Genomic DNA, 21463 nt, shown 5'->3' on the forward strand with positions numbered 1-21463 from the left:
CGGGGGGCGTGCGCGACGCCGGTCTGCCAGGCTGACCTGCGATGACCGCACCCTCGCCGGGCGGCCGGGACGACGCGGCCGGGCCCGGCCCGCGCGAGCGCCCGCCGTCGCCGCACCCGGACGCCGGTCACGCGCGCCTGCGCCGCTGGCAGGCAGCCACCGAGTGGCCCCTCACGGCGATCTCCCTGCTGTTCCTGGTCGCGTACGCGATCCCGATCGCGCGCCCGGAGGTCTCGCCGGACGTCCGGGCCGCCTGCTCCTTCGTGCTCGCGGTGACGTGGGCGCTCTTCGTCCTGGACTACCTGGTGCGTGCCCGGCTGGCCCCGCACCCGTGGCGTTACGTCCGCCGGCACCCGCTCGAGCTCGCCGTGGTCGTGCTGCCCGTGCTGCGCCCGCTGCTGCTGGTCTCCGTGGTCGTGCGGCTCAACAGGGTCAACGCCGTGCGGCTGCGCGGCCGGGTGGTGCGGTTCGCCGCGGCGGGCACCGCCCTCCTGGTGACCGTGGGCGCGCTGACCGTGACCCAGGCGGAGCGCGGGGTGCCCGGGGCCGACATCGTCAACCTCGGCGACGGCTTCTGGTGGGCCATGGTGACCATCACGACCGTCGGCTACGGCGACTTCGCGCCGGTCTCGCCCACCGGCCGCGTCATCGCCGTCTGCCTCATGCTCGGTGGCATCGCTCTGCTGGGCGTCGTGACGGCCACGCTGTCGTCGTGGCTGGTGGAGCGGGTGACCGACACCTCGTCGCCGGACGGCCCTCCGGGCGCGAGGGGCGGCGGCCTGGGAGGCCCCGCGGGGGAGGCGCCCGTCGGCATGGTCAGCCAGGCCCAGGTGGCCCTGCTCGTCGCGGAGGTGCAGGAGCTGCGCGCCCAGATCGTCGCCGACCGGCAGCGTGCGCGGGGTCAGGGCGAGAGCGGCTCGGCGGAGTAGTCGTCCGCGGGCCGGGCCACGTCGAGCGCGGCCTCCAGCGCGGCGGCGACACCGTCGTCGTCGTTGCCGGGCACGACGGCGTCCGCGCAACCGAGCACGTCCGGGTGCGCGTTGGCGACGGCGTGCCCACGGCCGGCCCAGCGCAGCATCGGCAGGTCGTTCGGCATGTCGCCGAAGGCCCACACGTCGCGGGCGTCGACACCGAGACGGCGGCACCACCGCGCGAGCGCGACGTCCTTCGTCACGCCGGGCGGCAGCAGCTCGGCCAGCCCCGCCGCCCCCGAGTAGTGCAGCTCGGCGCGGCCGCCGACGACGCGGCGCACCCGTTCGAAGAAGGCCTCCTGCGCGTCGTCCCGCACGGCGCCGCGCTGCACGACGCCGAAGCCCTGCGTGGGCGTGCCGGGTCGGACGGCGAGGAGCTTGGCGACGGCGTCGGTCCCGCCGCGCAGCGCGTCCTCGACCGGGGCAGCGCGCAGGCCGCGGTCGAGCCCGGGCTCGCCGTCCGGGAACCAGGGGTCGAAGGCGGGGCCGCGCACGGTCTCGACGGCCAGACCCACCCCGGGCACCGCCTCGCGGAGCCCGGCGACCAGGTCGCGCACCACGTCCTCGTCGAACCCGCAGGCGTCCAGCGCGCGGCGCGAGCCCAGGTCCCACACGGCGGCGCCGCCGAGGGCGATCACCCGCCCGTGACCGCCGACCAGGTCGGCCAGGTCGTCCAGCCAGCGGGGCGGGCGGGCGGTGACGAAGACGACCTCGGTGCCGGCCTCCTCCACGGTCCGCAGCGCGCGACGGGTCCGCGCCGAGACGGAGCCGTCGGAGCGCAGCAGCGTGCCGTCGAGGTCCGTGGCCACGACCCGCGGCAGCCCGGGGCCCACGCCGCCCGCCCCCGCCGTCACCGGTAGTTGACGAACTGGACCGCGAAGTCGAGGTCCGCGCCCTTGAGGAGCGCGATCACGGCCTGCAGGTCGTCGCGGGACTTGCTCGTCACGCGCACCTCGTCGCCCGTGATCTGCGTCTTGACGCCCTTGGGGCCCTCGTCCCGGATGAGCTTGGTGACCTTCTTGGCGTTCTCGCCGGCGAGGCCCTCCTTGAGCGAGCCGGCGAGCCGGTAGACCTTGCCGGAGGACTGGGGCTCGTTCTCGCCCGTGTCGAGGGCCTTGAGCGACACGCCTCGCTTGACGAGCTTGGTCTGGAAGACGTCGAGGGCGGCGAGCACGCGCTCGGCGGAGTTCGCCTCGAAGACGACGGTGTCCTGGCCGCTCCACGTGATGGACGCGCCCACGCCCTTGAAGTCGTACCGCTGGGAGATCTCCTTGGCGGCCTGGTTGAGGGCGTTGTCCACCTCCTGGCGGTCCACCTTGCTGACGATGTCGAACGACGAGTCGGCCATGACGGGCTCCTTCGGTCAGGGGTCAGGGTTCGGTGACCACCGTAGTCCGTGCGCGCGCCGCCAGACGGGCGCTGCGGGCCTGACGCGTGCCGTCGACGCTGAGGATCACGAGCGCCACCCACACGAGCACGAACCCGGCCCACCGGGTGGGCGGCATGTGCTCGCCGAACACCAGCAGGCCCAGCAGGAACTGCAGCACCGGGGTGAGGTACTGCAGCATGCCCACCACGGACAGCGGGAGCCTGCGCGCGGCCGCCGAGAAGAGGAGCAGGGGCAGCCCCGTGATGACGCCGCACGCGGCGAGCAGGAGTGCGTGACCCGCCCCCTCGGTGGCGAAGGTGCCGGCCCCGGTGGCGCCGAGCACCACGAGGTAGGCCAGGGCGAACGGGGTGGCGACGGCCGTCTCGGCGGCCAGGCCGGGCAGCGCGCCGACGTCGCGCCCCACCCGGTTCTTCACCAGGGAGTAGAGCCCGAAGGCGCCCGCGAGGACGAGCGCGATCCACGGCAGCCCGCCCACGCCGGTGGAGATCACCACGACGGCCGCGGCACCGAAGCCGAGCGCCACCCACTGGGCCACGCGCAGGCGCTCGCGCAGCACGAGCACGCCGAGCAGCACGGTCAGCAGCGGGTTGATGAAGTACCCGAGGGCGGCGTCCAGCACGTGGCCCGAGAGCACCGCGTACACGTACGTGGTCCAGTTCGCGACGATCAGCACCGAGGCGACGGCGAGCGCGCCCATGGCGCGCCGGTTGCGCAGCACGGCGACGAACGACCCGAAGGTGCGCGTGACGAGCAGGAGCACCACGCAGAACACGAGGCTCCACACCACGCGGTGCGCGATGATCTCGACGGGGCCGGCGGGCTCGAGCAGCGGGAAGAACAGGGGCATGGCGCCCCACAGGACGAACGCGGAGAGGCCGAGCGGCAGTCCCCAGCGGTCGGGGGAGGAGGGCGACGTCACCGCCTCAATGTAGATCCGAGGTAGACCCGAGCAGTGCCGAGCAGTGCCGAGCGGACCCGAGCTGATCCGGCCCGGGGGCGGACGCGAGAAGCTCCGGGGCGTCGACGCAGGGGCGGCGCGGGTCCCGGCGCCCGCCGTGGGCGGCCGTGACCGGGGCCACGGCGGGACGATTTCCGCCGGGGCCCTTCGGGGCGCTATGGTTCTACCCGCGAGCTCGTCCGCGAGCCCGCACGGCAGGTTGCCCGAGCGGCCAAAGGGATCTGACTGTAAATCAGACGGCTCAGCCTTCGGGGGTTCGAATCCCTCACCTGCCACCGCGACGGACGGGGCGCCCCCCTCGGGAGGCGCCTCGTCCGACGTCTGGAGGGGCCGCACGGCCCCGTCGCACGCTGTGATCGAACGGGCATCCCGTGGATTTCACCAGGTGCGGCGAGCCGTGTAGAGTCTTCTCCGCTGCCCCGATAGCTCAGTCGGCAGAGCGTCTCCATGGTAAGGAGAAGGTCAAGGGTTCGATTCCCTTTCGGGGCTCTGTGACACGGCGCGGGGCCGTCATCCGGAAACGGACGGCGGTCTCGCGTCCAGTCACGCGCGGCGGGGTAGCTCAGCTGGTCAGAGCGCACGACTCATAATCGTGAGGTCGCGGGTTCGAGCCCCGCCCTCGCTACCGACACCATCACGGTTCGACGGCCGGCGTCGGACCGGCCTGTTCCTTGATTCACGTGGCGCCTTCCGGGGGCGCGAGAGGTGACACACCATGGCTGCCAAGAGCGCGGACGTCCGCCCGAAGATCACGCTGGCCTGCGTGGACTGCAAGGAGCGGAACTACATCACGAAGAAGAACCGCCGCAACGACCCCGACCGTCTCGAGCTGGCGAAGTTCTGCCCGCGCTGCGGCAAGCACACGTCGCACCGCGAGACCCGCTGACACAGCTCTCGACGGATCACCGCACCGACGTGGCGAACCCCGACTTCGCTGGCCGCGAGTACCCGGCCACCGCCCCCTACTCCGTGGGGCGCGAGAAGCTCCGTGAGTTCGCCTCCGCCGTCGGTGCCGCCCACCCCGCGCACCACGACCTCGTGGCGGCGCGGGGTCTCGGCTATCCGGACCTCGTCGCGCCCCCCACGTTCGCCGTCGTCGTCGCACAGCGGGCCGAGGCGCAGTACGTCCAGGACCCGGATGCCGGGATCGACTTCTCGCGCGTCGTGCACGCGGACGAGAAGTTCACGCACCACCGGCCCATCGTCGCGGGCGACGAGCTGGTCACCGTGCTCCACGTGGACTCCGTGACCGAGCGGGCCGGCATCGCGATGGTGACCACGCGCTGCGAGATCTTCGCCGCCGGGAGTGACGTGGCCGACCTGGCCGACGACGCGCGCGAGCATGTCGCGACGGTCTCCTCCAGTCTCGTCATCCGTGGGGAGGGCTCCTGATGACCCGCCCCGTGCTCGCGGACCTCACCGTCGGCGACGTCGTCGCGACCGGTTCGGTCGAGCTCGACCGCGCCCGCCTCGTGCGCTACGCCGGCGCCAGCGGAGACTTCAACCGAATCCACTGGGACGAGGCCTTCGCCACCGGGGTCGGGCTGCCCGACGTCATCGCCCACGGCATGCTCACGATGGGCTCCGTCGTCGGCGTCGTCGCCGACTGGGCGGGGGACCCGGGCGCCGTGATCGCCTACCAGACCCGCTTCACGAAGCCGGTCCCGGTGCCGCACGACGGCACGGCCGTCGTCGAGGTCTCCGCGGCCGTCGGCGCGATCGACGCCGACGCCGGCACGGTGCGCGTCGACCTCACCGTCACCCACGACGGCGCCAAGGTGCTCGGCCGATCGCAGGCGACCGTCCGCCTCTCCTGACCCCACCCGGCCGCCCCGGCGTCCGCACCCGATCTCGTCGCGCACCCGCGCGACGAGATTTTTTGTGTCTATCACTTCCCATGAAACAGGATTTCACGGTTCGATGACGTGGTGCGCCCCGAGCGCACACCGTCCTCGAGAGGAGCACTCCCCGTGAGATCCGTACGACGACGCACCACCGGGCTGGCCGCCGCCGGCCTCCTCGTCCCCCTGGTCACGATCCCCGCGGTCACCGCGGGGGCCGGGCCGTCCGCCGCCCCCACGTCCGAGGTGACCTGCGACGCCGTCGTCGCCGCCCCCGACCGGGAGTCGGCCTTCGCGGCCGCGAGCGACGCGACCGGCGTCCCCGCCGACCTGCTCAAGGCGGTCTCCTACATGGAGTCCCGCTGGGACCAGCACGCCGGCGCCCCGAGCGCCGACGGTGGCTACGGTCTGTTCAACCTGCTCGACCACGCGGCCGAGGCGCCCGACGGGGCGGGCAAGGACGCCGGCCCCCGGGCCGCCGTGAGCGAGCTCGACCGCGCCTCCGCGCTCACCGGGCTCCCCGTCGCGGACCTGAGGTCCGACGCCGGCGCCAACACCTGCGGCGGCGCGGCGCTCCTCGCCTCCTTCCACCGCAGCGCCGGCCAGGGCGCCGGCGACCTCGCGTCCTGGGGCACCGCCGTCGCGCGGATGAGCGACTCCCCGGCGTTCGCCGACCGAGTGTTCGCCACCCTGCGCCAGGGGCAGGCGCGCAGCACCGACGACGGCGGACGGGTGACGCTCACCGCCCGGACCGACGCCGTCCTGCCCGACGCGGTCACCGCGGCTGCGAGCGACCCGGCCGCCGACTGCCCGCCCGACCTGGGCTGCGAGTGGCTGCCGGCGCCCTACGAGAAGGGCAGCGCCGACCTCCCGGACGACACCGGGAACTACGGCAACCACGACCAGGCCGACCGCACGGGCGAGGGAGGCCCGTCGATCGACTACATCGTCATCCACGACACCGAGACGGCGTACGAGCCGAGCGTCCGCCTGGTCACCGACCCGACCTACCTGGCGTGGAACTACACGCTGCGGTCCTCCGACGGGCACGTCGCGAACCACCTCGAGCCCGCCGACGTCGGCTGGCACGCCGGCAACTGGTACATGAACATGCACTCGATCGGCCTGGAGCACGAGGGCTGGGCCGGTACGTCCGGCTGGTTCACCGAGGCGATGTACCAGTCGTCCGCCGAGCTGGTGCGCTACCTGGCGGAGCGGTACGACGTCCCCCTCGACCGGGCGCACGTCATCGGGCACGACCAGATCCCTGGCATCCTGCCCGGCTCCACCAAGAACGTGCACTGGGACCCGGGCCCGTACTGGGACTGGGAGCACTACTTCGACCTGCTCGGCGCGCCGATCGGCGGCGGGCTCGACACGACGACGGACGTCGCGCCCGGCGACGTCGTCGAGGTGGTCGCCGGCTACGACGACAACGCCAACCCCATCACGGGGTGCGAGCAGGCGTCGCCCGGTTCGGGCGACTGCGTCGAGGGCGCGGGGACGAACTTCGCCCTCGCGTACCAGGCCCCCTCGCTCGACGCGCCGTACGCCCGCGACCCGGGCTGGAAGCCGAACGGCGCCGACGGCACGACCTACGCCAGCGACATCAGCGCGCGCGTACTCTCGGGCCACAAGCTCGTCGTCGCGCAGGTGCAGGGCGAGTGGCTGGGCGTGTGGTGGGCCGGCTCGCTCGCCTGGCTCCACAACCCCGCCGAACGGCCGGTCGTGGTGCCGAGCACCGGGAAGACCGTGACGGTGAGCGGGGGCGAGGCGGCCGCGATCTACGGCCGCGCCTACCCGGAGGGCGCCGCGTACGCGCCGTACCCGGGGATCGCCGAGCAGGCGGTCACCCCGATCGAGTACACGATCGGCGTCGACCAGGCCTACGTGGTCTCCGACGACACGGTGACCACCGACTACTACAACGCGAAGTCGTTCGACGGCTCGATCCCCGACGACCGCACGGACGTGCGCGGCGAGGACGTGTACTACCAGCTCTGGTACGCGCACCGGCAGGTGTTCACCCGCGCCGCCGACGTGACCCTGCACGACCCGGTGGTCACCGACGTCACCGGTCCGAGCATCGAGGGCCGGCCGACGATCGGCGCGAAGCTGACCGTCGACCCGGGGGAGTACCTGCCCGGCGACGGCGTCGACGTCGAGGTCCAGTGGCTGCGCGACGGCGTGCCCGTGCGCGGGGCCGACGGGACGCGGTACCACGTCACTGGGCGGGACCGCGGTGCGGAGCTGTCGGTCGAGGTGACCGTCTCGGCGCCCGGCTACGCCCCGGCGACGTTCACGTCCGACGCCGTCGGCCCGGTGCGCCCGCACTGACGCCGTCGCGTCGGCACCGCGCCATCGTGCCGAGGTAGTTCCGATCTCGCCGAGGTAGTGGACTAGACCACTACCTCGGCGAGGCTCGGACTACCTCGGCGAGATCGGAACTACCTCGGCGAGATCGGAACTACCTCACCAGTTGGGGGTGGCGCCCGGGACGTTGCGGGGCAGCTTCACCTGGTGCGGGTGGATGACGTACGCGATGCCGTCGGTGGAGGTCTGCCACACGCGCTCGAAGTTCTCGCGGGTGTAGACGCTCCGCACGTCGGCGTCCGTCGCCTTGTTGGGGTCGTTGACGACCGGGTCGCCGTCGGCGGTGAAGCCCACGATGGTGACGAGGTGCCCGTTGGTGCCGTACCCCGCCTCGGGCATCTCCTCCTTGGCGAAGTTGATCGACACGACCAGCGGGATGCCCGCGGCGACGAAGCGCTCCGCCTCGGCGAGCGAGCGCAGCCGGGTCACGAACGACTCCAGCCCGAAGCGGTGCGCGTAGGCCGTGTTGAACGGCCAGTTGCCGGACCCCTCGTAGGTGTAGTCCCAGGTGTTGATGGCGGCGTAGGCGACCTGCGGGTCGCCGTGCGGCGCCACGATGCCCGCGAGCTCCGACGCCGGCACCTGGTGCTTCGCGCCGTAGGAGTACTGGATCATCGTGGTCGACGTCGGGGAGCACCACACCTGCCCGCCACCCCCGAACTCGGGGTACTCGCCGATGTGGATCAGCTGGGAGTAGCCGGGCACGTCGAGCTCCACGTGCCGCCCCAGCGTGAAGTCGCTGGTGCCGGCGTACGCGGAGTCGGGCAGGTACTCGTTGGTCATCGTCGTCACGCCCGACAGCCGGGGGGTCGCCGTCGACCCGGCCGGCCGGTAGAGCGTCACGCGCGTCTGGAACGCCTCGGGCTCGTGGCCCGTGCGCGCCACGAACGTGTCGGTGTACAGGGCGGCGTCGGCGTCGTTCTGCCCGTCCACCGACGTGCGGTGGATGTCGCCCACCGACCCGTCCGCGGGCGCGAAGTCGGCGCCGGACGCCCACCGGCCCATGACGAACCACTTGGTCCAGGCGCCGTCCGCCTTGCGGCCGCGGAACTCGACCTCGACCCACGTGCCGGTCGGGGTCGTGGCGTTCCACGACGTCAGGGACTCGTCGACGGCGTACCCGGTCTCGACGACCGGGGACGTCCATGTCCCCGTCTCGTAGTCCACGGCCGTGCCGTCGCCGAACGGGTCGGTGTACGCCGTGGTCGGGCCCCCGGCGTCGCGCACGCCCAGCGTGCCGTGCGCCCCGGGGCGCAGGTTCTCCCACTCGCCCTGTCGCAGGTCGTCGATGCCTTGCCAATGCGTGGTGGTGATCTTGTTGCCGGTCGGCTCCGGCTGGTCCGCGGGGGCGGCGCCGGCCGCGCCCGCCGTCGGCGCGATCACCGCCCCGGCCGCCAGTGCCGCCGTCGTCGCTCGCATCCAGCTCCTTCGTGCCGTGCCTCTCACGGGTCCCTCCCCGGGGACGGGGGCGGGGGACGGTTCCACCGCCCGTTGGCAAAGACTTTCCCAGAATCCGTGGCGCGTGTCACGACCTTGCGGATCTCGGGCTGCGGCCCCTCCGGGCCGGGGGAGCGCTCAGGCGACGAGCTCGGCCGGCAGGTCGTCGTCGTGGCGCACCGCGAGCGACGTCACCGCCCGGGTCAGGCAGACGTACAGACGGCGTAGCCCGGACTCGCGGTCGGCCTCCCCGGCCACGATCCCCGTCGGGTCGTCGAGGACGACGTGGTCGAACTCCAGGCCCTTGGCCAGGGAGGCCGGGACCAGGTCGAGCCGTGCGTCGAACTCGGTGGCCCGGTCGCCGGGGGCGTCCGGCGCTGCGGCGGCGTCGCTCGCCGTCGCGTCCTCCTCGCCGACGACGGCGAACTCCAGCCCGGCGGCGGCGAGGCGGCCGCGGGCGGCCACCATGCCGGCGTCGGGCACGATCAGCCCCACCGAGCCGTCGCGGGCGAGCGCGGCCCGCACCAGGTCCTCCGTCGGCGCCGTGGTGAGCAGGAGCTCGCCGCGGGCCCGCCGTACCGCCACCGGCGGCGCCAGCTCGGGGGCGATCGTCGGCAGGAGGCGCGCCGCGAACTCGATCACGTCGCCGGGAACACGGAAGCCGGCCGTGAGCTGCTCGACGTGGCCGTCGGGCTTGCCGAGGTGATCGAGGGCGTCCGCCCAGGAGCGCACGGCCCACGGCGTCGTCGCCTGCGCGAGGTCGCCGAGCACGGTCAGCGAGCCGGTGCGGGCCCGGCGGCCGAGGGTGCGCAGCATCATGGGCGACAGGTCCTGGGCCTCGTCCACGACGACGTGCGCCACGGAGGGCGCCCGCTCGAGGAGGTCGGCGAGCTCGTCGAGCAGCACGAGGTCGGCGAGGGTCCACCGGGCGGCGCCCGCGCTCCGCGGCGCGGCCGCCCACGTGAGGGACCGCTGCTCGGCGGGGGAGAGGATGCCGTCGGACATCTCGGCGAGGAACGCCGCGTCGGCGAGCAGGCGATGGAGCAGCCGGGAGGGGGTCAGCGCCGGCCACAGGGCGGCGGCATACTCCTTGACGGGCTTGGTGCGCGCCAGGGCGTCCCACGCCCGCTCGTCGAGCGCGTCGCCGGCCGCCTCGATCTGCTGCAGGATTCGGTGCGCCAGCGCGTACCGCAGCTGCTCGCGCCCGGCGTCGTAGCGCAGGTCGCGGCCCACCACGTGCGCGACGGCGTCGCGGGCCTCGTGCGCGGGCACGCGCCAGCGGCGGGAGCCGCGCGGCAGCACGAGGGCCTCCGCGGGCTCGCCGAGGTGCGACCAGACGGCTCGGCGCAGCACCCGGGCCATCCGGGCGTCGCCCTTGAGGCGTGCGACCTCGGCCGGCTCCGTCGCCCGCAGGCGGCCGTGCACGGCGACGACCTCCTCGACCGTCGTCTGCGTGGCGTCGACCTCGCCGAGGGCCGGCAGCACGTCCCGGATGTACCGCAGGAAGCTCGAGTTCGGCCCGACGACGGTCATGCCCCGCCGGGTGACCTGCTCCCGGTGGGCGTACAGCAGGTAGGCCGCGCGGTGCAGGCCCACGGCCGTCTTTCCTGTGCCCGGCGCGCCCTGCACGACGACGGTGCCCTCGAGGCCGCTGCGGACGATGACGTCCTGCTCGGGCTGGATCGTCGCCACGATGTCTCGCATCGGCCCGGTGCGCGGGCGCTCGATCTCCTGCTCGAGGATCGCCGAGTGCTCCGCGGCGGTCACGGTGGCGCCGGACAGCACCTCGTCCTCGAAACCGGTCAGGACGCCCCGCGCGAAGCCGTACCGGCGCCGGGACGCGACGCCCATCGGGTCGTCCCGCGTGGCGCGGTAGAACGCGGCGCTCACGGGGGCGCGCCAGTCCACGACCAGCGGGTCGCCGGCCGTGTCCGACACGTGCCGCCGCCCGATGTGGAAGACCTCGCCCCCCGACGGCGCGTCGTGGTCCAGCCGGCCGAAGAAGAGCGGCACGTGGGGGTCGTCGGCGAGCTGCGCCAGGCGCCGCGCCAACGTGAGCTCCAGCGCCTCGGCGCTGATCCGGTCGCCGGCGTGAGCGGTCAGCCCCGCCGTGCGCGCGCGCATCCGGGCGAGCTCCTCGCGCGCCCGTTCGAGGTGCGCGCGCTCCCGGTCGAGCTCGGCGTCGGACACAGCGGGCACGGCTGGCCTCCAGGGCAAAGGGGTGGGTGGGAGCCGGTGGACAGTACCGGCTGGAGCCCGCTCGGGCAACGTGCCCGCCGCGGGCGGTGTGATCTCCGTCGCAGCGGTTGGCATCTGGGCGAGGCGACCCTAAGTTAGGCCAGGCTGACCTCACTTTGAACCGATCCCGAGGAGACCCGTGACGAAGTCCTCCGCCCTGCTGGGAGCCGCCACCGCGGCCGACTACGCCGGCGCGCTGCACGCCGTCGTGGACGACGTGGCCGCCCGTGTCGAGACCGCCCGGCAGCCGTTCTGCGGCGCGAGCCGCCGCGAGCTGCAGGCGCTCGTCGACGCCGTCGACCTCGACGGACCGCCGGTCGGCACGTCCGACGCCCTGCGCGAGACCGCCGACCTCTACGCCTCGCACGCGGTCTGGTTCCACCACCCGGCGTACGCCGCGCACCTCAACTGCCCGGTGGCGCTGCCGGCCGTCGGCGCGGAGGCGATGCTCGCCGCGATCAACACGTCGGTCGACACGTACGACCAGTCGACGGTCGCGACCCTCATGGAGCAGCGGCTGGTCGAGTGGACCGCGGGCCGCATCGGGTTCCCCGCCGGGAGCGACGGCGTCTTCACCTCGGGCGGCACGCAGTCCAACCTGCAGGCGCTGCTGCTGGCGCGGGAGGCCGCGCTCACCGGGCCCGGCGGCGTCCGGCTCGGCGGCGCGGCACGGCGTGAGCGGCTCGGCCGCCTGCGGGTGCTGGCCACGGCCGCCGGGCACTTCAGCGTGGCCCGCTCCGCGCTGCTGCTCGGCCTCGACGACGACGCCGTGATCGCCGTCGGGACCGACGCCGAGGGCCGGCTCGACCCCGGCGCCCTGGCCCGGGCCCTGGTCGACGTCGAGCGGTCGGGCGACGTCGTCATGGCCGTCGTCGTCACCGCCGGGACCACCGACCGCGGCTGCGTCGACCCGATCGCCCCGGTCGCCGACCTGTGCGACGCCGTCGGCGCCTGGCTGCACGTGGACGCCGCGTACGGCGGCGGGCTGCTGGTCTCCGCCCGGCGCCGCGCCCTGCTGGACGGCATCGAGCGGGCGCGCAGCGTCACCGTCGACTTCCACAAGACGTTCTTCCAGCCGGTGTCGTCCAGCGCCCTGGTGGTCCGCGAGGCCGCGGACCTGGCGCGCGCCGCCTGGCACGCGGACTACCTCAACCCCGCCGAGGAGTCGGGGGAGCCGAACCCCGACCTCAACCTCGTGGACCGGTCGCTGCAGACCACGCGCCGGTTCGACGCCCTCAAGCTGTGGGCCACCCTGCGCGCCGTGGGCGCCGACGGGGTCGGCGCGATGGTCGACGCCGTGTGTGACCTCGCCGCGGCCGTGCACGCCGACCTCGCCGGCGACCCCGAGCTGCGCCTCCTCGCCCCGACGGACCTGTCCACCGTGCTGTTCCGGTACCAGCCCGACGGCGTCGACGACGAACGGGCGGACGCCCTCGTGCCGCGCGTGCGGCGCGTGCTGTTCGACTCCGGGCGCGCGCTCGTCGCGAAGACGGTGGTCGACGGGCGCCCCTGCCTCAAGCTCACGCTCCTCAACCCGGACGCCACGCTCGACGACGTCCGCGGCGTGCTGGACCTGGTGCGCGCCACCGCGCACGGGCTGCTCGCCGGACAGGAGCTGCTCGCCGACGACGCGCCGCCGTGCCGCGGCGTGCACCCGCGGCTGGAGCGCACGGCCCCGCAGGCCGACGCCGAGCTCGAGGGGGCGTCCCGATGACCCGCCCCACCGCTCCCGCCCCCGACCGCACGTACGACGTCCTGGGCGTGGGCATCGGCCCGTTCAACCTGGGCCTCGCGGCCCTGGCCGACCCGCTCGACGACGTCGACGCGGTGTTCCTCGACCGCCGCGACGGGTTCTCCTGGCACCCCGGCATGATGCTCGAGGGCGCCACGATCCAGGTGCCGTTCCTCGCCGACCTGGTGACCATGGCCGACCCGACGTCGCCGTTCTCGTTCCTCGCCTTCCTCAAGGACGTCGGCCGGCTGTACCCGTTCTACATCCGCGAGTCCTTCTACCCGCTGCGGGCCGAGTACGACGAGTACTGCCGCTGGGCGGCCGACCGGCTGGGCACCTTGCGCTGGGGCCGCGACGTCACCGCGGTGGAGCGGGACGAGACGTCCGGCGACCTGGTGGTCACCGCCCGCCTCGCGGACGGCGGGGTCGAGACGTACCGCGCGCGCCACGTCGTCCTCGGCGTCGGCACGACGCCGCAGCTGCCCGGCCCGCTCGCGGCCCTCGCGGCGGAGGCCGCCCGGCACCCGGGCGCCGGCCCGGTCGTGCACAGCGCCGACTACCTGCCGCACCGCGACGCGCTCGCCGCGACGGGTGCCGTCACCGTCGTCGGGTCGGGGCAGTCGGCCGCCGAGGTCTACCGCGACCTGCTCGAGGACGCCGCACCGGGCGCCCACCGCGTGGACTGGGTGACGCGCTCGCCGCGGTTCTTCCCGATGGAGTACACGAAGCTCACGCTCGAGATGACGTCGCCGGAGTACACCGACCACTACCGCGCGCTGCCCACCGAGCTGCGCGAGCTCCTCGGCCGCGAGCAGCGCGCGCTGTACAAGGGGATCAGCGGCGACCTCGTGGACGACATCTACGACACCCTGTACCGCAAGTCCGCCCTGGGCCGGGAGGTCCCGACCACGCTCCTGTCGGACACCGAGGTGGTCGCCGCCCGGTTCGACGCCGAGGGCGCCGCCGGCGCGGGGGAGTACGTCCTGACCCTGCGGCACGGCCAGCTCGGGACGACGGCGGAGCACCGCACGCGCGCCGTCGTCGCGGCGACGGGCTACGGGTCGGGCGTGCCGGGCTTCGTGGCGCCCGGCCTGGTGGACCTCGACGAGCTGGGCCGGGTGGACGTGGCCCGCGACTACACCGCCGGCGCGGGCGGCCGCCTCCACGTGGGCGGCACGGAGGCGCACACCCACGGCGTCACCGCGCCGGACCTGGGCTTCGCCGCATGGCGCAACTCCGTGATCCTGGCGCAGGTCACCGGCCGTGAGCCCTATCCCGTCGAACGACGGATCGCCTTCCAGACGTTCGGGCTGCCGGGGGGTGTGCCCGCCGCCGGGTCCGCGACCGGCGCGGTGCAGGAGGTGGCGCGATGACGGCGACGGTCGAGACCCTGGGCGACCGGGCCACGCGCGTGGTCCCGGACGCCGTGACGATCGAGGCGGTGGACGCCGCGCGTGACGCCGCGACCGTCCAGGCCTGGCTGGCGCACCCCGCGTCGGCGTTCTGGCAGATGGGGCACCTGGACGTCGCCGGCGTACGCGACTACCTCGCCGACGTCGCCGACCACCCGCACCAGGACGGCTGGCTCGGCCGCGTGGACGGTGTCCCCGCCTTCTACGCCGAGACGTACGACCCGGCCCGGGTGCTGCTCGTCGGCGTGCACGACGCGGCGCCCGGCGACGTCGGCATGCACCTGCTCGTGGCGCCCCCGCCCGAGGACCCGGCCGACCGCACCCCCGGGCTCACCGACGCGGTGATGGCCGCCGTCGTGCGGTTCTGCCTGGCACCGGAGGGCCGCGCGGGCGCGCGCGTCGTCGTCGAGCCGGACGTGCGCAACCGCGCCATCGCCGCGAAGAACGCGGCCGCCGGGTTCCGCGTGCTGCGCGACGTCGAGATCGACGAGGGCGGGCACACCAAGCGCGCGGCACTGAGCGTGTGCACGCGGGCGGACTTCGCGGCCTCCCCGCTCGGCGCCCTCGCCGGAGCGGGCCGCGCCGCCGACCCGGGTCTCGCGCCGCACCTGCGCCCGGACCTCGCCGAGCACGCCCACCGGCACCTCGCCGCCAAGGCGCTCGCGGAGCTCGCGCACGAGCGCCTCTTCCGCCCCGAGCCCGACCCCGAGCCCGCCCTCGCTCACGACGAGGGGTCGGGTGCCCCGCCGCGGTTCGTGCTGGCGCTCGACGGCGCGACGTACCGGTTCGCGGCGCGCACGTTCGCGCTGGAGCACTGGGTGGTGGACCCGGCGTCGATCACCCGGACGGCCCCGGGCGGGACCGACCTGCCCGTGGACGCCCTCGAGCTGGTGGCCGAGCTGCAGCCCCTGCTGCAGATCCCCGACGATCTCGTGGCGACCTACCTGGAGGAGCTGTCCTCGACCCTCGCCGCGGCGTGCGCCAAGCGCGACCGCGAGCTGAGCGGCGCGGCGCCGCAGGTCCCCGAGCTCCGGTCCGCCCTCGTCCCCGCGCGGGTCGGCGACGGCACCGACGAGGCCGACGACGACCGGCGTCGGGCCGACGCGTTCCAGGCCGCCGAGGCGGCGATGACCGAGGGGCACCCCGGCTTCCTCGCGAACAACGGCCGCATCGGCTTCTCGCTCGACGACTACCGCGCGTACGCGCCCGAGCGGGGCGAGCGGCTGCGCCTGGTGTGGCTGGCCGCGCGTCGTGAGCACGCCCACCTGGCCGTGGGCGACGGCCTGACCGAGGAGGGGCTGTACCGCGACGAGCTCTCCGGCGCCGAGCGGGCGGCGTTCGCCGACCGTCTGCGCGCCCGCAACCTCGACCCGGCGGAGTACCTGTACCTGCCCGTGCACCCGTGGCAGTGGCAGCACCGGGTGCCGATCACGTTCGCGGCCGACGTGGCGCGGGGCGACCTCGTGCCCGTCGGCGTCGGGGCGGACGAGTACCAGCCGCAGCAGTCGATCCGCACGATGTTCAACCGCACCCGCCCCGAGCGGCACTACGTGAAGGTGGCGCTCGCGATCCAGAACATGGGTTTCCTGCGTGGCCTGTCGCCCGCGTACATGCGCGACACCCCGGCGATCAACGACTGGGTGGCGGGCGTCGTCGAGGGCGACGCCACGCTGCGCGACGCCGGGTTCGGCGTGCTGCGCGAGCGCGCGTCCGTCGGGTACACGGGCGACGTCTACCACCGCACCGCCCGCCCCAGCGCGCACCGCAAGATGCTCGCGGCGCTGTGGCGCGAGTCGCCCCTGCCGCGCACCGCGCCGGGGGAGCGGCTGGCCACGATGGCGAGCCTGCTGCACCGCGACGCCTCCGGACGGTCCCTCGCCGCCGCGCTCGTGCGGGAGTCGGGCCTCGACCCCGAGGCGTGGCTGCGGGCCTACCTCGACGCGTACCTCTACCCGCTGGTGCACTGCCTGCGCGCCCACGACCTGGCGTTCATGCCGCACGGCGAGAACCTCGTGCTGGTGCTGCGCGACGGCGTGGTGCGGCGGGTGTTCATGAAGGACATCGGCGAGGAGATCGCGGTGCTCGGCGAGCGCGCCCTGCCCCCCGGGGTGGAGCGCGTGCAGTCCGTCGTGGACGGCGACGAGAAGGCGCTGGCGATCTTCACCGACGTGTTCGACGGCGTGCTGCGCCACCTCGCCGGCATCCTCGCCGTCGACGGCGTGCTCCCCGAGGACCGCTTCTGGGCGGTCGTGTCCGGCGTGCTCGACCGGCACGAGGACGAGCACCCGGAGCTCGCCGGGCGGGTCGAGCTGCGCGGGGCGCAGTTCGCGCACTCGTGCCTCAACCGGCTCCAGCTGCGGAACACGCTGCAGATGGTCGACCTCACCGACCAGTCCGCCTCCCTGCTGTACGCGGGCACGATGGCCAACCCGGTGGCGCGGTGACCGCTGGGCCGGCGCCCCGGTTCGAGCTGTTCCGCGACGACCTGGGCGTGCCCCACGTGCGGGCGTGCGGCGAGACCGACCTGGCGTACGGGCAGGGCTTCGTCACCGCCCGCGACCGCGGCTGGCAGCTCGAGGTCGACCGGTGGTACGGCGAGGGACGCCTCGCCGCGCGCGTCGGCCCGGCCGGGCTCGAGTGGGACACGTTCGCCGTCCGGGTGCGGCTCGCCGACACGACGCGCCGGGTCTGGGAGGCGCTCGACGCGCCCGAGCGGGAGTGGCTCGCCGCCTATGCCGACGGCGTGCGTGCCGGGCTGGACGCGGGCGGCCGGGACACGCCCGAACGGGCGGAGCTCGTCCGCGCCCTCGGCGCGGCCCCGCTGCCCGACGACGAGCCGTGGCGGCCGTGGACGCCGATCGGCACGTTCCTCGTGCACCACGTGCTGTTCAGCGGGTTCCCGCACCTGCTGTGGCGCGAGCACGTGGCGCGCACGCTCGGACCCACCCTGGGCGCGGCGGCCGTCGGGTGGTGGGGCGCGCGGGACGGCGGCGCGGGCGGGCCGTCGTCGGGATCCAACGCGTGGGCGCTGCACGGGTCGCGGACGGTGTCCGGCGCGCCGCTGCTCGCCGGCGACCCCCACCGCCTGCTCGAGCTGCCGGGCGTGTACCAGCAGGTCCGGCTCGCCCGCCCCGGGCACGACGTCGTCGGGCTGGCGTTCCCCGGCGTGCCCGGGGTGCTGCACTTCGGGCACGCGGTGTCGTCGGCCGGTCGGGTGCCCGGCGGACCGGGAGAGACGTCCGTGGCCTGGGGCGTCACCAACGCCATGGCGCACCACGTCGAGCTGTACGCGGAGGGTTCCGACGCCGCGGCGGCGGGGGCCCGCGTGGTCGCGCAGGGCTCCGAGGTCGTGCCCGTCCGCGGAGGCGAGGCGGTCGTCGTGCGCTGGGCCGAGACGCCCCGCGGCCCGCTCGTCACGGACCGGCACAGCCTGCGCTGGCCGGTGCGCGTCGTGGCGGACGCCGGCGTGGCCGCCTGGCGCGCGCTCCAGCGCGCACGCACGGCCCGCGACGTCGCCGCGGCGTTCGGCCGGTGGGTCGACCCCGTCGACCGGGTGCTCGTCGCCGACTCGACCGGCGAGGTGCTGCGTCTGACGGCCGGCGTCGTGCCCGAGGTGCCGCCGTCGGACCGCGTCGTCCCGACGACCCGCCGCGCCGAGCCGGGGTGGCGCCGGCTGCCCCCGCCGACCGTCGTGACCGGCGTCGCCGTGGACGCCAACCACCGCCCCGCGCGTCCGGAGCACGACCTGGGCCACGCCTACGCCCCGCACCGCGCGGACCGGATCCGGACGGTGCTCGCCGCGCCGCCCCCGGGAGGCGAGACGGCACAGGCGCAGGACCGCGTGCTCGCCGACACGCACGACGGCGGCGCGGCGGAGCTCGTCGCGTGGCTCGGCCCGGGCCCGTCCTCCGGTGCCGTGCCGCCGGTCGCGGGCGACGCCGGACCGGCGGAGCGGCTGCGCGCCTGGGCGGCCGCGGGCGCGGCGATGGACGCGGACGACGAGGACGCCGCGCTGTTCGCCCGCTGGCGGCGCGCGCTCGTGCGCCGCGTCGCGGCCGACCCGGCCCTCGCCCCGCTGCACGCGCCCCACGCCCTGCCCGCCGTCTTCGCGCCGTGGCTCGACACCGTCGCGCGGGTCGGGGACGCGCTCGCGGCGATCCTCGCGTCCGGCGTCGTCGACGGGCGGCGGCTGGCCGCCGCCGCGCTCGGCGACCTCGGCGACCTCGACGACCGCGGCGGCCTCGACGACCTCGGCGACCGCGCGGACGGCGCGCGCGCGACGTGGGGCGACCTGCACCGCCTGGCCCCGCTGCACGCGCTGGACCTGGTGCCGGGCGCGACGGCTCCCGCGGTCCCCGCCCGGCACGCGCGGCCGCTGGGCGGCGCGGTCGACGCCGTGCGCTGCACGGCCGGGGTGCAGGGCCGGACGCACGCCGTCCTGCACGGGTCGGTGGCCCGCTGGGTGTGGGACCTGGGGGACCGGCGCCGCAGCCGCTGGGGCGTACCGTTCGGCGCCTCCGGCGACCCGCGCTCGCCGCACTTCGCCGACCAGCACCCCGCGTGGGCCGAGGCCCGCACCGTCCCGATCGAGACCGACTGGGCGCGGCTGCGCCCGGAGCCCCTGTCGACCCGACGACCCCCGGAGGACCGATGACGACCGACCAGCCGACCGAACAGCCGACAGCCCGACCGGACGAGCCCGCGCCGTCCGACCGGCTGCTCCCCGGCGCGCGCGGCGCGGAGGTGTGGCGCGCCGACGTCCCGGGCGCGGGCACCGTCACGGCGCACGTGCTGGACCCGGTGGGCGACGTCGATGTGCTGCACGAGTGGGTCAACCGCCCGCACGCCGGGTTCTGGGGCCTGGCGGGCCTGAGCCGCGACGACCTGAGCGCCACGTACACGTTCGTCGACTCCCTGCCCACCCACCACGCCTACCTGGTGCGCTGGGACGGCGAGCCCGTCGTCCTGGTGCAGCTGTACCACCCGGAGGACGACCCGGTCTCGACCGCCTACGACGTGCAGCCCGGCGACCTCGGCCTGCACTTCTTCAAGGGAGGCGACGGGCCGGCCGCACGCTACGGCGTGCCGCCGTGGGCCGTCATCGGGCCGGCGGTGCTCGCGTTCGCGTTCGCCCGGCCGGGCACGGGCCGCCTGGTCGGCGAGCCGGACGCCCGCAACCGGTCCGCGGTCACCCGGATGGCGGCGTTCGGGTTCGAGGCGGCGGGCACCGTGCGCTTCGAGTCGCCGCAGGGGCCGAAGGAGGCGGTGCTGGCGTTCTGCCCGCGCGAGCGCGCGGAGGCGATCTTCGCGGGGCTGATTCGCGCCCCCGGGAGCTGAGCCCCGGCCTGCCGGGCGGCTGCGTCGAGCCGCTCAGCCGCGTCGGCCGGCCCGCCGTGAGAACTCGTCCATCGCGGCGAGCACCTCCGGTGCCTGCCAGTACTGGCGGCGTCGCGCGGTCGTCGCCGAGGTCAGCACTCCGTCGCGGACGAGGACGTCGATCGTGTTGCGGGCGCCACGGTCGGACAGGCCGAGAACACCAGCCACATGGTCGGCGGTGACCACTGGCCGGGCGAAGAGCGTGTCGGACAACGGCCAGGCCGAGGAGTTCGAGCGAGCCGTGATCTGGTCGCGCCATCGCGTCCGGATCTCGACGATGGAGGCGGCAAGCTGGCGTCCGTTCGCCGTCGCCGCGAGGGCCGCTTCGGCGACCTGCCCGACGATGTGTTCGGGAGCGCCCTCGCGGTAAGCGGTCAACGCCCGGAAGTACCGATCGGGGGCGCGCAGGAGCCCGGCGGACACGGGCACGGTGGTCGCCTGGATGACGCCGCGCTGGCGCAGGACGGCCTGGAGGACGACGCGACCTGTGCGCCTCTTCTCGAACCAAGTATGAGTTTGCTTCAACAAGGCTCGATGGTGTCGAAGTGAAGCGGGGGAGGGTCAGGCCTGCGCGTCGGCGGGGCGCACGACGTCGGGCACGGGCCCGGTGGTGGTGCCGGGCACGAGCTCGACGGGGAGCGTGGTGCAGGTCGGCTCCTCGCCGGCCAGCACGCCCAGGACGGCGCGGCCGAGCGCGGCGCCCTTCGCCTGCAAGGGCTGGTGGACGCTGGTGAGCACGTCCGGGGAGAGCCACGGCAGGTCGATCCCGTCGAATCCCGCGACCGAGACATCCTCGGGCACGCGCAGGCCGAGCTCCCGGGCCGCGATGACGGCCCCCGCGGCGAGGAGGTCCGAGTGCGCGACGATCCCCGTCGGGCGCTCCGTCTCGGGCACCCACGCGCCGAGGATCTCCGTGGCGGCGTCGCGTCCGTGCTCCACGAGCGACGCCGGCGTCTCCCACGAGATCACGGGCTCCGCGGCGTCGCGCACCCCGGCGAGGCGGTGCCGGGTCGACGTGCGGTCCGCCTGCGCGAGGCGGGCGGCGTCGATCGGGCCGGACCGCTCCGCGGCGTCGAGCGGCAGCGTGATCTCGGCGATGCGGGTGTGCCCCAGCTCCTGCAGGTGGCGCACGGCCAGGGCGGTGCCCCGCCGGTCGTCCAGGGCGACCAGCGGTGCGCCCTCGACCCGCCCGCCCTCCCCGACGACGACGGGGACGTCGCGGCGGCGGAGGGCCGCGAGCGTCGCGTCGTCGGTCAGCACGCCCCACACGAGCACGGCCACGTCCACGGCGGCGGTCTCCAGGAGGGGGTCGACGACGGGCACGGGCGGCGTCTCGTCGCCCTCGCCGCGCGGGCCCGCGGCCGTGCGCACGCCGGGGATGAGCAGGACGCCCAGGCCCTCGGCGCCGAGCACGTCGACGAGGCCGTCGAGCACCTTGACGGCGACCGGGTCGCGGAACGCGCGGCCCGGCTGGTCGCCGAGGACGACGCCCACGATGCCGGAGCGGCCCGAGCGCAGCTGCCGGCCGAGCGGGTTGGGGCCGGAGTAGCCCAGCTCGGACGCGGCGGCGAGCACCCGGTCGCGGGTCTCGGCGGTGATCGGTCCGGCGCCGGAGAACGCCAGGGACGCGGTCGAGACCGAGACTCCCGCGAGCTCGGCCACCCGTGCGAGGGTCGGTCGGGCGTTGCTGCGGCCCATGGGGCTCCTTCCGGCGAGGTCCGGGGCGAAGCCTACC

General features: G+C 75.2%; 17 protein-coding genes and 3 tRNA genes. 13 read left to right on the plus strand and 7 right to left on the minus strand.

What is annotated here, in order from left to right:
• The first annotated feature begins 41 nt into the window (after nucleotides 1-41).
• Entirely contained in the window at nucleotides 42-929 is an 888-nt protein-coding gene (locus ACH436_RS10160) for a potassium channel family protein (protein ID WP_430560082.1), read from the plus strand.
• On the opposite strand, the gene ACH436_RS10165 is transcribed toward ACH436_RS10160, so the two are convergent.
• From ACH436_RS10165 to rarD, 3 genes are read right to left on the minus strand one after another with little or no spacing between them, the layout of a single operon-like run.
• Nucleotides 902-1825, minus strand: a complete 924-nt coding sequence (locus ACH436_RS10165) for an HAD family hydrolase (RefSeq protein WP_430560083.1) — start codon at nucleotides 1823-1825, stop codon at nucleotides 902-904. The genes ACH436_RS10160 and ACH436_RS10165 overlap by 28 nt on opposite strands.
• Nucleotides 1822-2319 (minus strand): YajQ family cyclic di-GMP-binding protein, encoded by a 498-nt coding sequence (locus ACH436_RS10170; protein WP_430560084.1) that lies wholly within the window; start codon nucleotides 2317-2319, stop codon nucleotides 1822-1824. The genes ACH436_RS10165 and ACH436_RS10170 overlap by 4 nt, the downstream gene beginning before the upstream one ends.
• 22 nt (nucleotides 2320-2341) lie before the next feature.
• A complete protein-coding gene (gene rarD / locus ACH436_RS10175; RefSeq protein ID WP_430560085.1) occupies nucleotides 2342-3280 on the minus strand; it encodes an EamA family transporter RarD in 939 nt (312 codons plus the stop codon).
• A 232-nt stretch (nucleotides 3281-3512) separates the two neighbouring features.
• On the opposite strand from rarD, the gene ACH436_RS10180 reads away from it, so the two are divergent.
• From ACH436_RS10180 to ACH436_RS10210, 7 genes are all read left to right on the plus strand, one after another.
• Nucleotides 3513-3594 (plus strand) — tRNA-Tyr (locus tag ACH436_RS10180).
• A gap of 141 nt (nucleotides 3595-3735) precedes the next feature.
• Nucleotides 3736-3808, plus strand: a tRNA-Thr gene (locus ACH436_RS10185).
• Between the two features lie 62 nt (nucleotides 3809-3870).
• Nucleotides 3871-3944: transfer RNA gene (locus ACH436_RS10190), tRNA-Met, on the plus strand.
• 90 nt (nucleotides 3945-4034) lie between these two features.
• Complete coding sequence (gene rpmG, locus ACH436_RS10195; protein WP_079572326.1) at nucleotides 4035-4205, plus strand: 50S ribosomal protein L33; 171 nt, start codon at nucleotides 4035-4037, stop codon at nucleotides 4203-4205.
• Nucleotides 4206-4234: 29 nt separating this feature from the next.
• Nucleotides 4235-4711 (plus strand): MaoC family dehydratase N-terminal domain-containing protein, encoded by a 477-nt coding sequence (locus tag ACH436_RS10200; protein ID WP_430560086.1) that lies wholly within the window; start codon nucleotides 4235-4237, stop codon nucleotides 4709-4711.
• Complete coding sequence (locus ACH436_RS10205; RefSeq protein ID WP_430560087.1) at nucleotides 4711-5136, plus strand: MaoC family dehydratase; 426 nt, start codon at nucleotides 4711-4713, stop codon at nucleotides 5134-5136. Before ACH436_RS10200 ends, ACH436_RS10205 begins: the two co-directional genes overlap by 1 nt.
• Before the next feature lie 153 nt (nucleotides 5137-5289).
• Complete coding sequence (locus tag ACH436_RS10210; protein WP_430560088.1) at nucleotides 5290-7497, plus strand: N-acetylmuramoyl-L-alanine amidase; 2208 nt, start codon at nucleotides 5290-5292, stop codon at nucleotides 7495-7497.
• A gap of 135 nt (nucleotides 7498-7632) precedes the next feature.
• Here the strand turns inward: ACH436_RS10210 and ACH436_RS10215 are convergent, their stop codons facing one another.
• Together ACH436_RS10215 and ACH436_RS10220 are read right to left on the minus strand one after the other, a co-directional pair.
• The gene (locus ACH436_RS10215; protein ID WP_430560089.1) at nucleotides 7633-8952 is read right to left on the minus strand and encodes a C39 family peptidase; all 1320 of its coding nucleotides are present in this window, start codon (nucleotides 8950-8952) and stop codon (nucleotides 7633-7635) included.
• Between the two features lie 156 nt (nucleotides 8953-9108).
• Nucleotides 9109-11169 (minus strand): HelD family protein, encoded by a 2061-nt coding sequence (locus ACH436_RS10220; protein WP_430560090.1) that lies wholly within the window; start codon nucleotides 11167-11169, stop codon nucleotides 9109-9111.
• Nucleotides 11170-11347: 178 nt separating this feature from the next.
• On the opposite strand from ACH436_RS10220, the gene ACH436_RS10225 reads away from it, so the two are divergent.
• Genes ACH436_RS10225 through ACH436_RS10245 form a run of 5 tightly spaced genes read left to right on the plus strand, consistent with a single transcriptional unit; the run spans nucleotide 11348 to nucleotide 19689 of the window.
• On the plus strand, nucleotides 11348-12922 hold the full coding sequence (locus tag ACH436_RS10225; protein WP_430560091.1) for a pyridoxal phosphate-dependent decarboxylase family protein: 1575 nt from the start codon (nucleotides 11348-11350) through the stop codon (nucleotides 12920-12922).
• Complete coding sequence (locus ACH436_RS10230; protein ID WP_430560092.1) at nucleotides 12919-14313, plus strand: lysine N(6)-hydroxylase/L-ornithine N(5)-oxygenase family protein; 1395 nt, start codon at nucleotides 12919-12921, stop codon at nucleotides 14311-14313. Before ACH436_RS10225 ends, ACH436_RS10230 begins: the two co-directional genes overlap by 4 nt.
• Nucleotides 14310-16796 (plus strand): GNAT family N-acetyltransferase, encoded by a 2487-nt coding sequence (locus tag ACH436_RS10235; protein WP_430560093.1) that lies wholly within the window; start codon nucleotides 14310-14312, stop codon nucleotides 16794-16796. The genes ACH436_RS10230 and ACH436_RS10235 overlap by 4 nt, the downstream gene beginning before the upstream one ends.
• Nucleotides 16793-19006, plus strand: a complete 2214-nt coding sequence (locus tag ACH436_RS10240; RefSeq protein WP_430560094.1) for a penicillin acylase family protein — start codon at nucleotides 16793-16795, stop codon at nucleotides 19004-19006. Before ACH436_RS10235 ends, ACH436_RS10240 begins: the two co-directional genes overlap by 4 nt.
• Nucleotides 19003-19689: a GNAT family N-acetyltransferase gene (locus ACH436_RS10245; RefSeq protein ID WP_430560095.1), complete on the plus strand. Its 687-nt coding sequence runs from the start codon at nucleotides 19003-19005 to the stop codon at nucleotides 19687-19689. Before ACH436_RS10240 ends, ACH436_RS10245 begins: the two co-directional genes overlap by 4 nt.
• A 33-nt stretch (nucleotides 19690-19722) precedes the next feature.
• Here ACH436_RS10245 and ACH436_RS10250 read toward each other — a convergent pair whose 3' ends face one another.
• Both ACH436_RS10250 and ACH436_RS10255 read right to left on the minus strand, forming a co-directional pair.
• Entirely contained in the window at nucleotides 19723-20157 is a 435-nt protein-coding gene (locus ACH436_RS10250; protein WP_430560096.1) for a hypothetical protein, read from the minus strand.
• Nucleotides 20158-20289: 132 nt separating this feature from the next.
• A complete protein-coding gene (locus tag ACH436_RS10255) occupies nucleotides 20290-21426 on the minus strand; it encodes a LacI family DNA-binding transcriptional regulator (protein WP_430560097.1) in 1137 nt (378 codons plus the stop codon).
• Nucleotides 21427-21463: the final 37 nt, after the last annotated feature.

The sequence above is a fragment of the Isoptericola sp. NPDC019693 genome (assembly GCF_044389085.1).
GTDB lineage: Bacteria > Actinomycetota > Actinomycetes > Actinomycetales > Cellulomonadaceae > Isoptericola.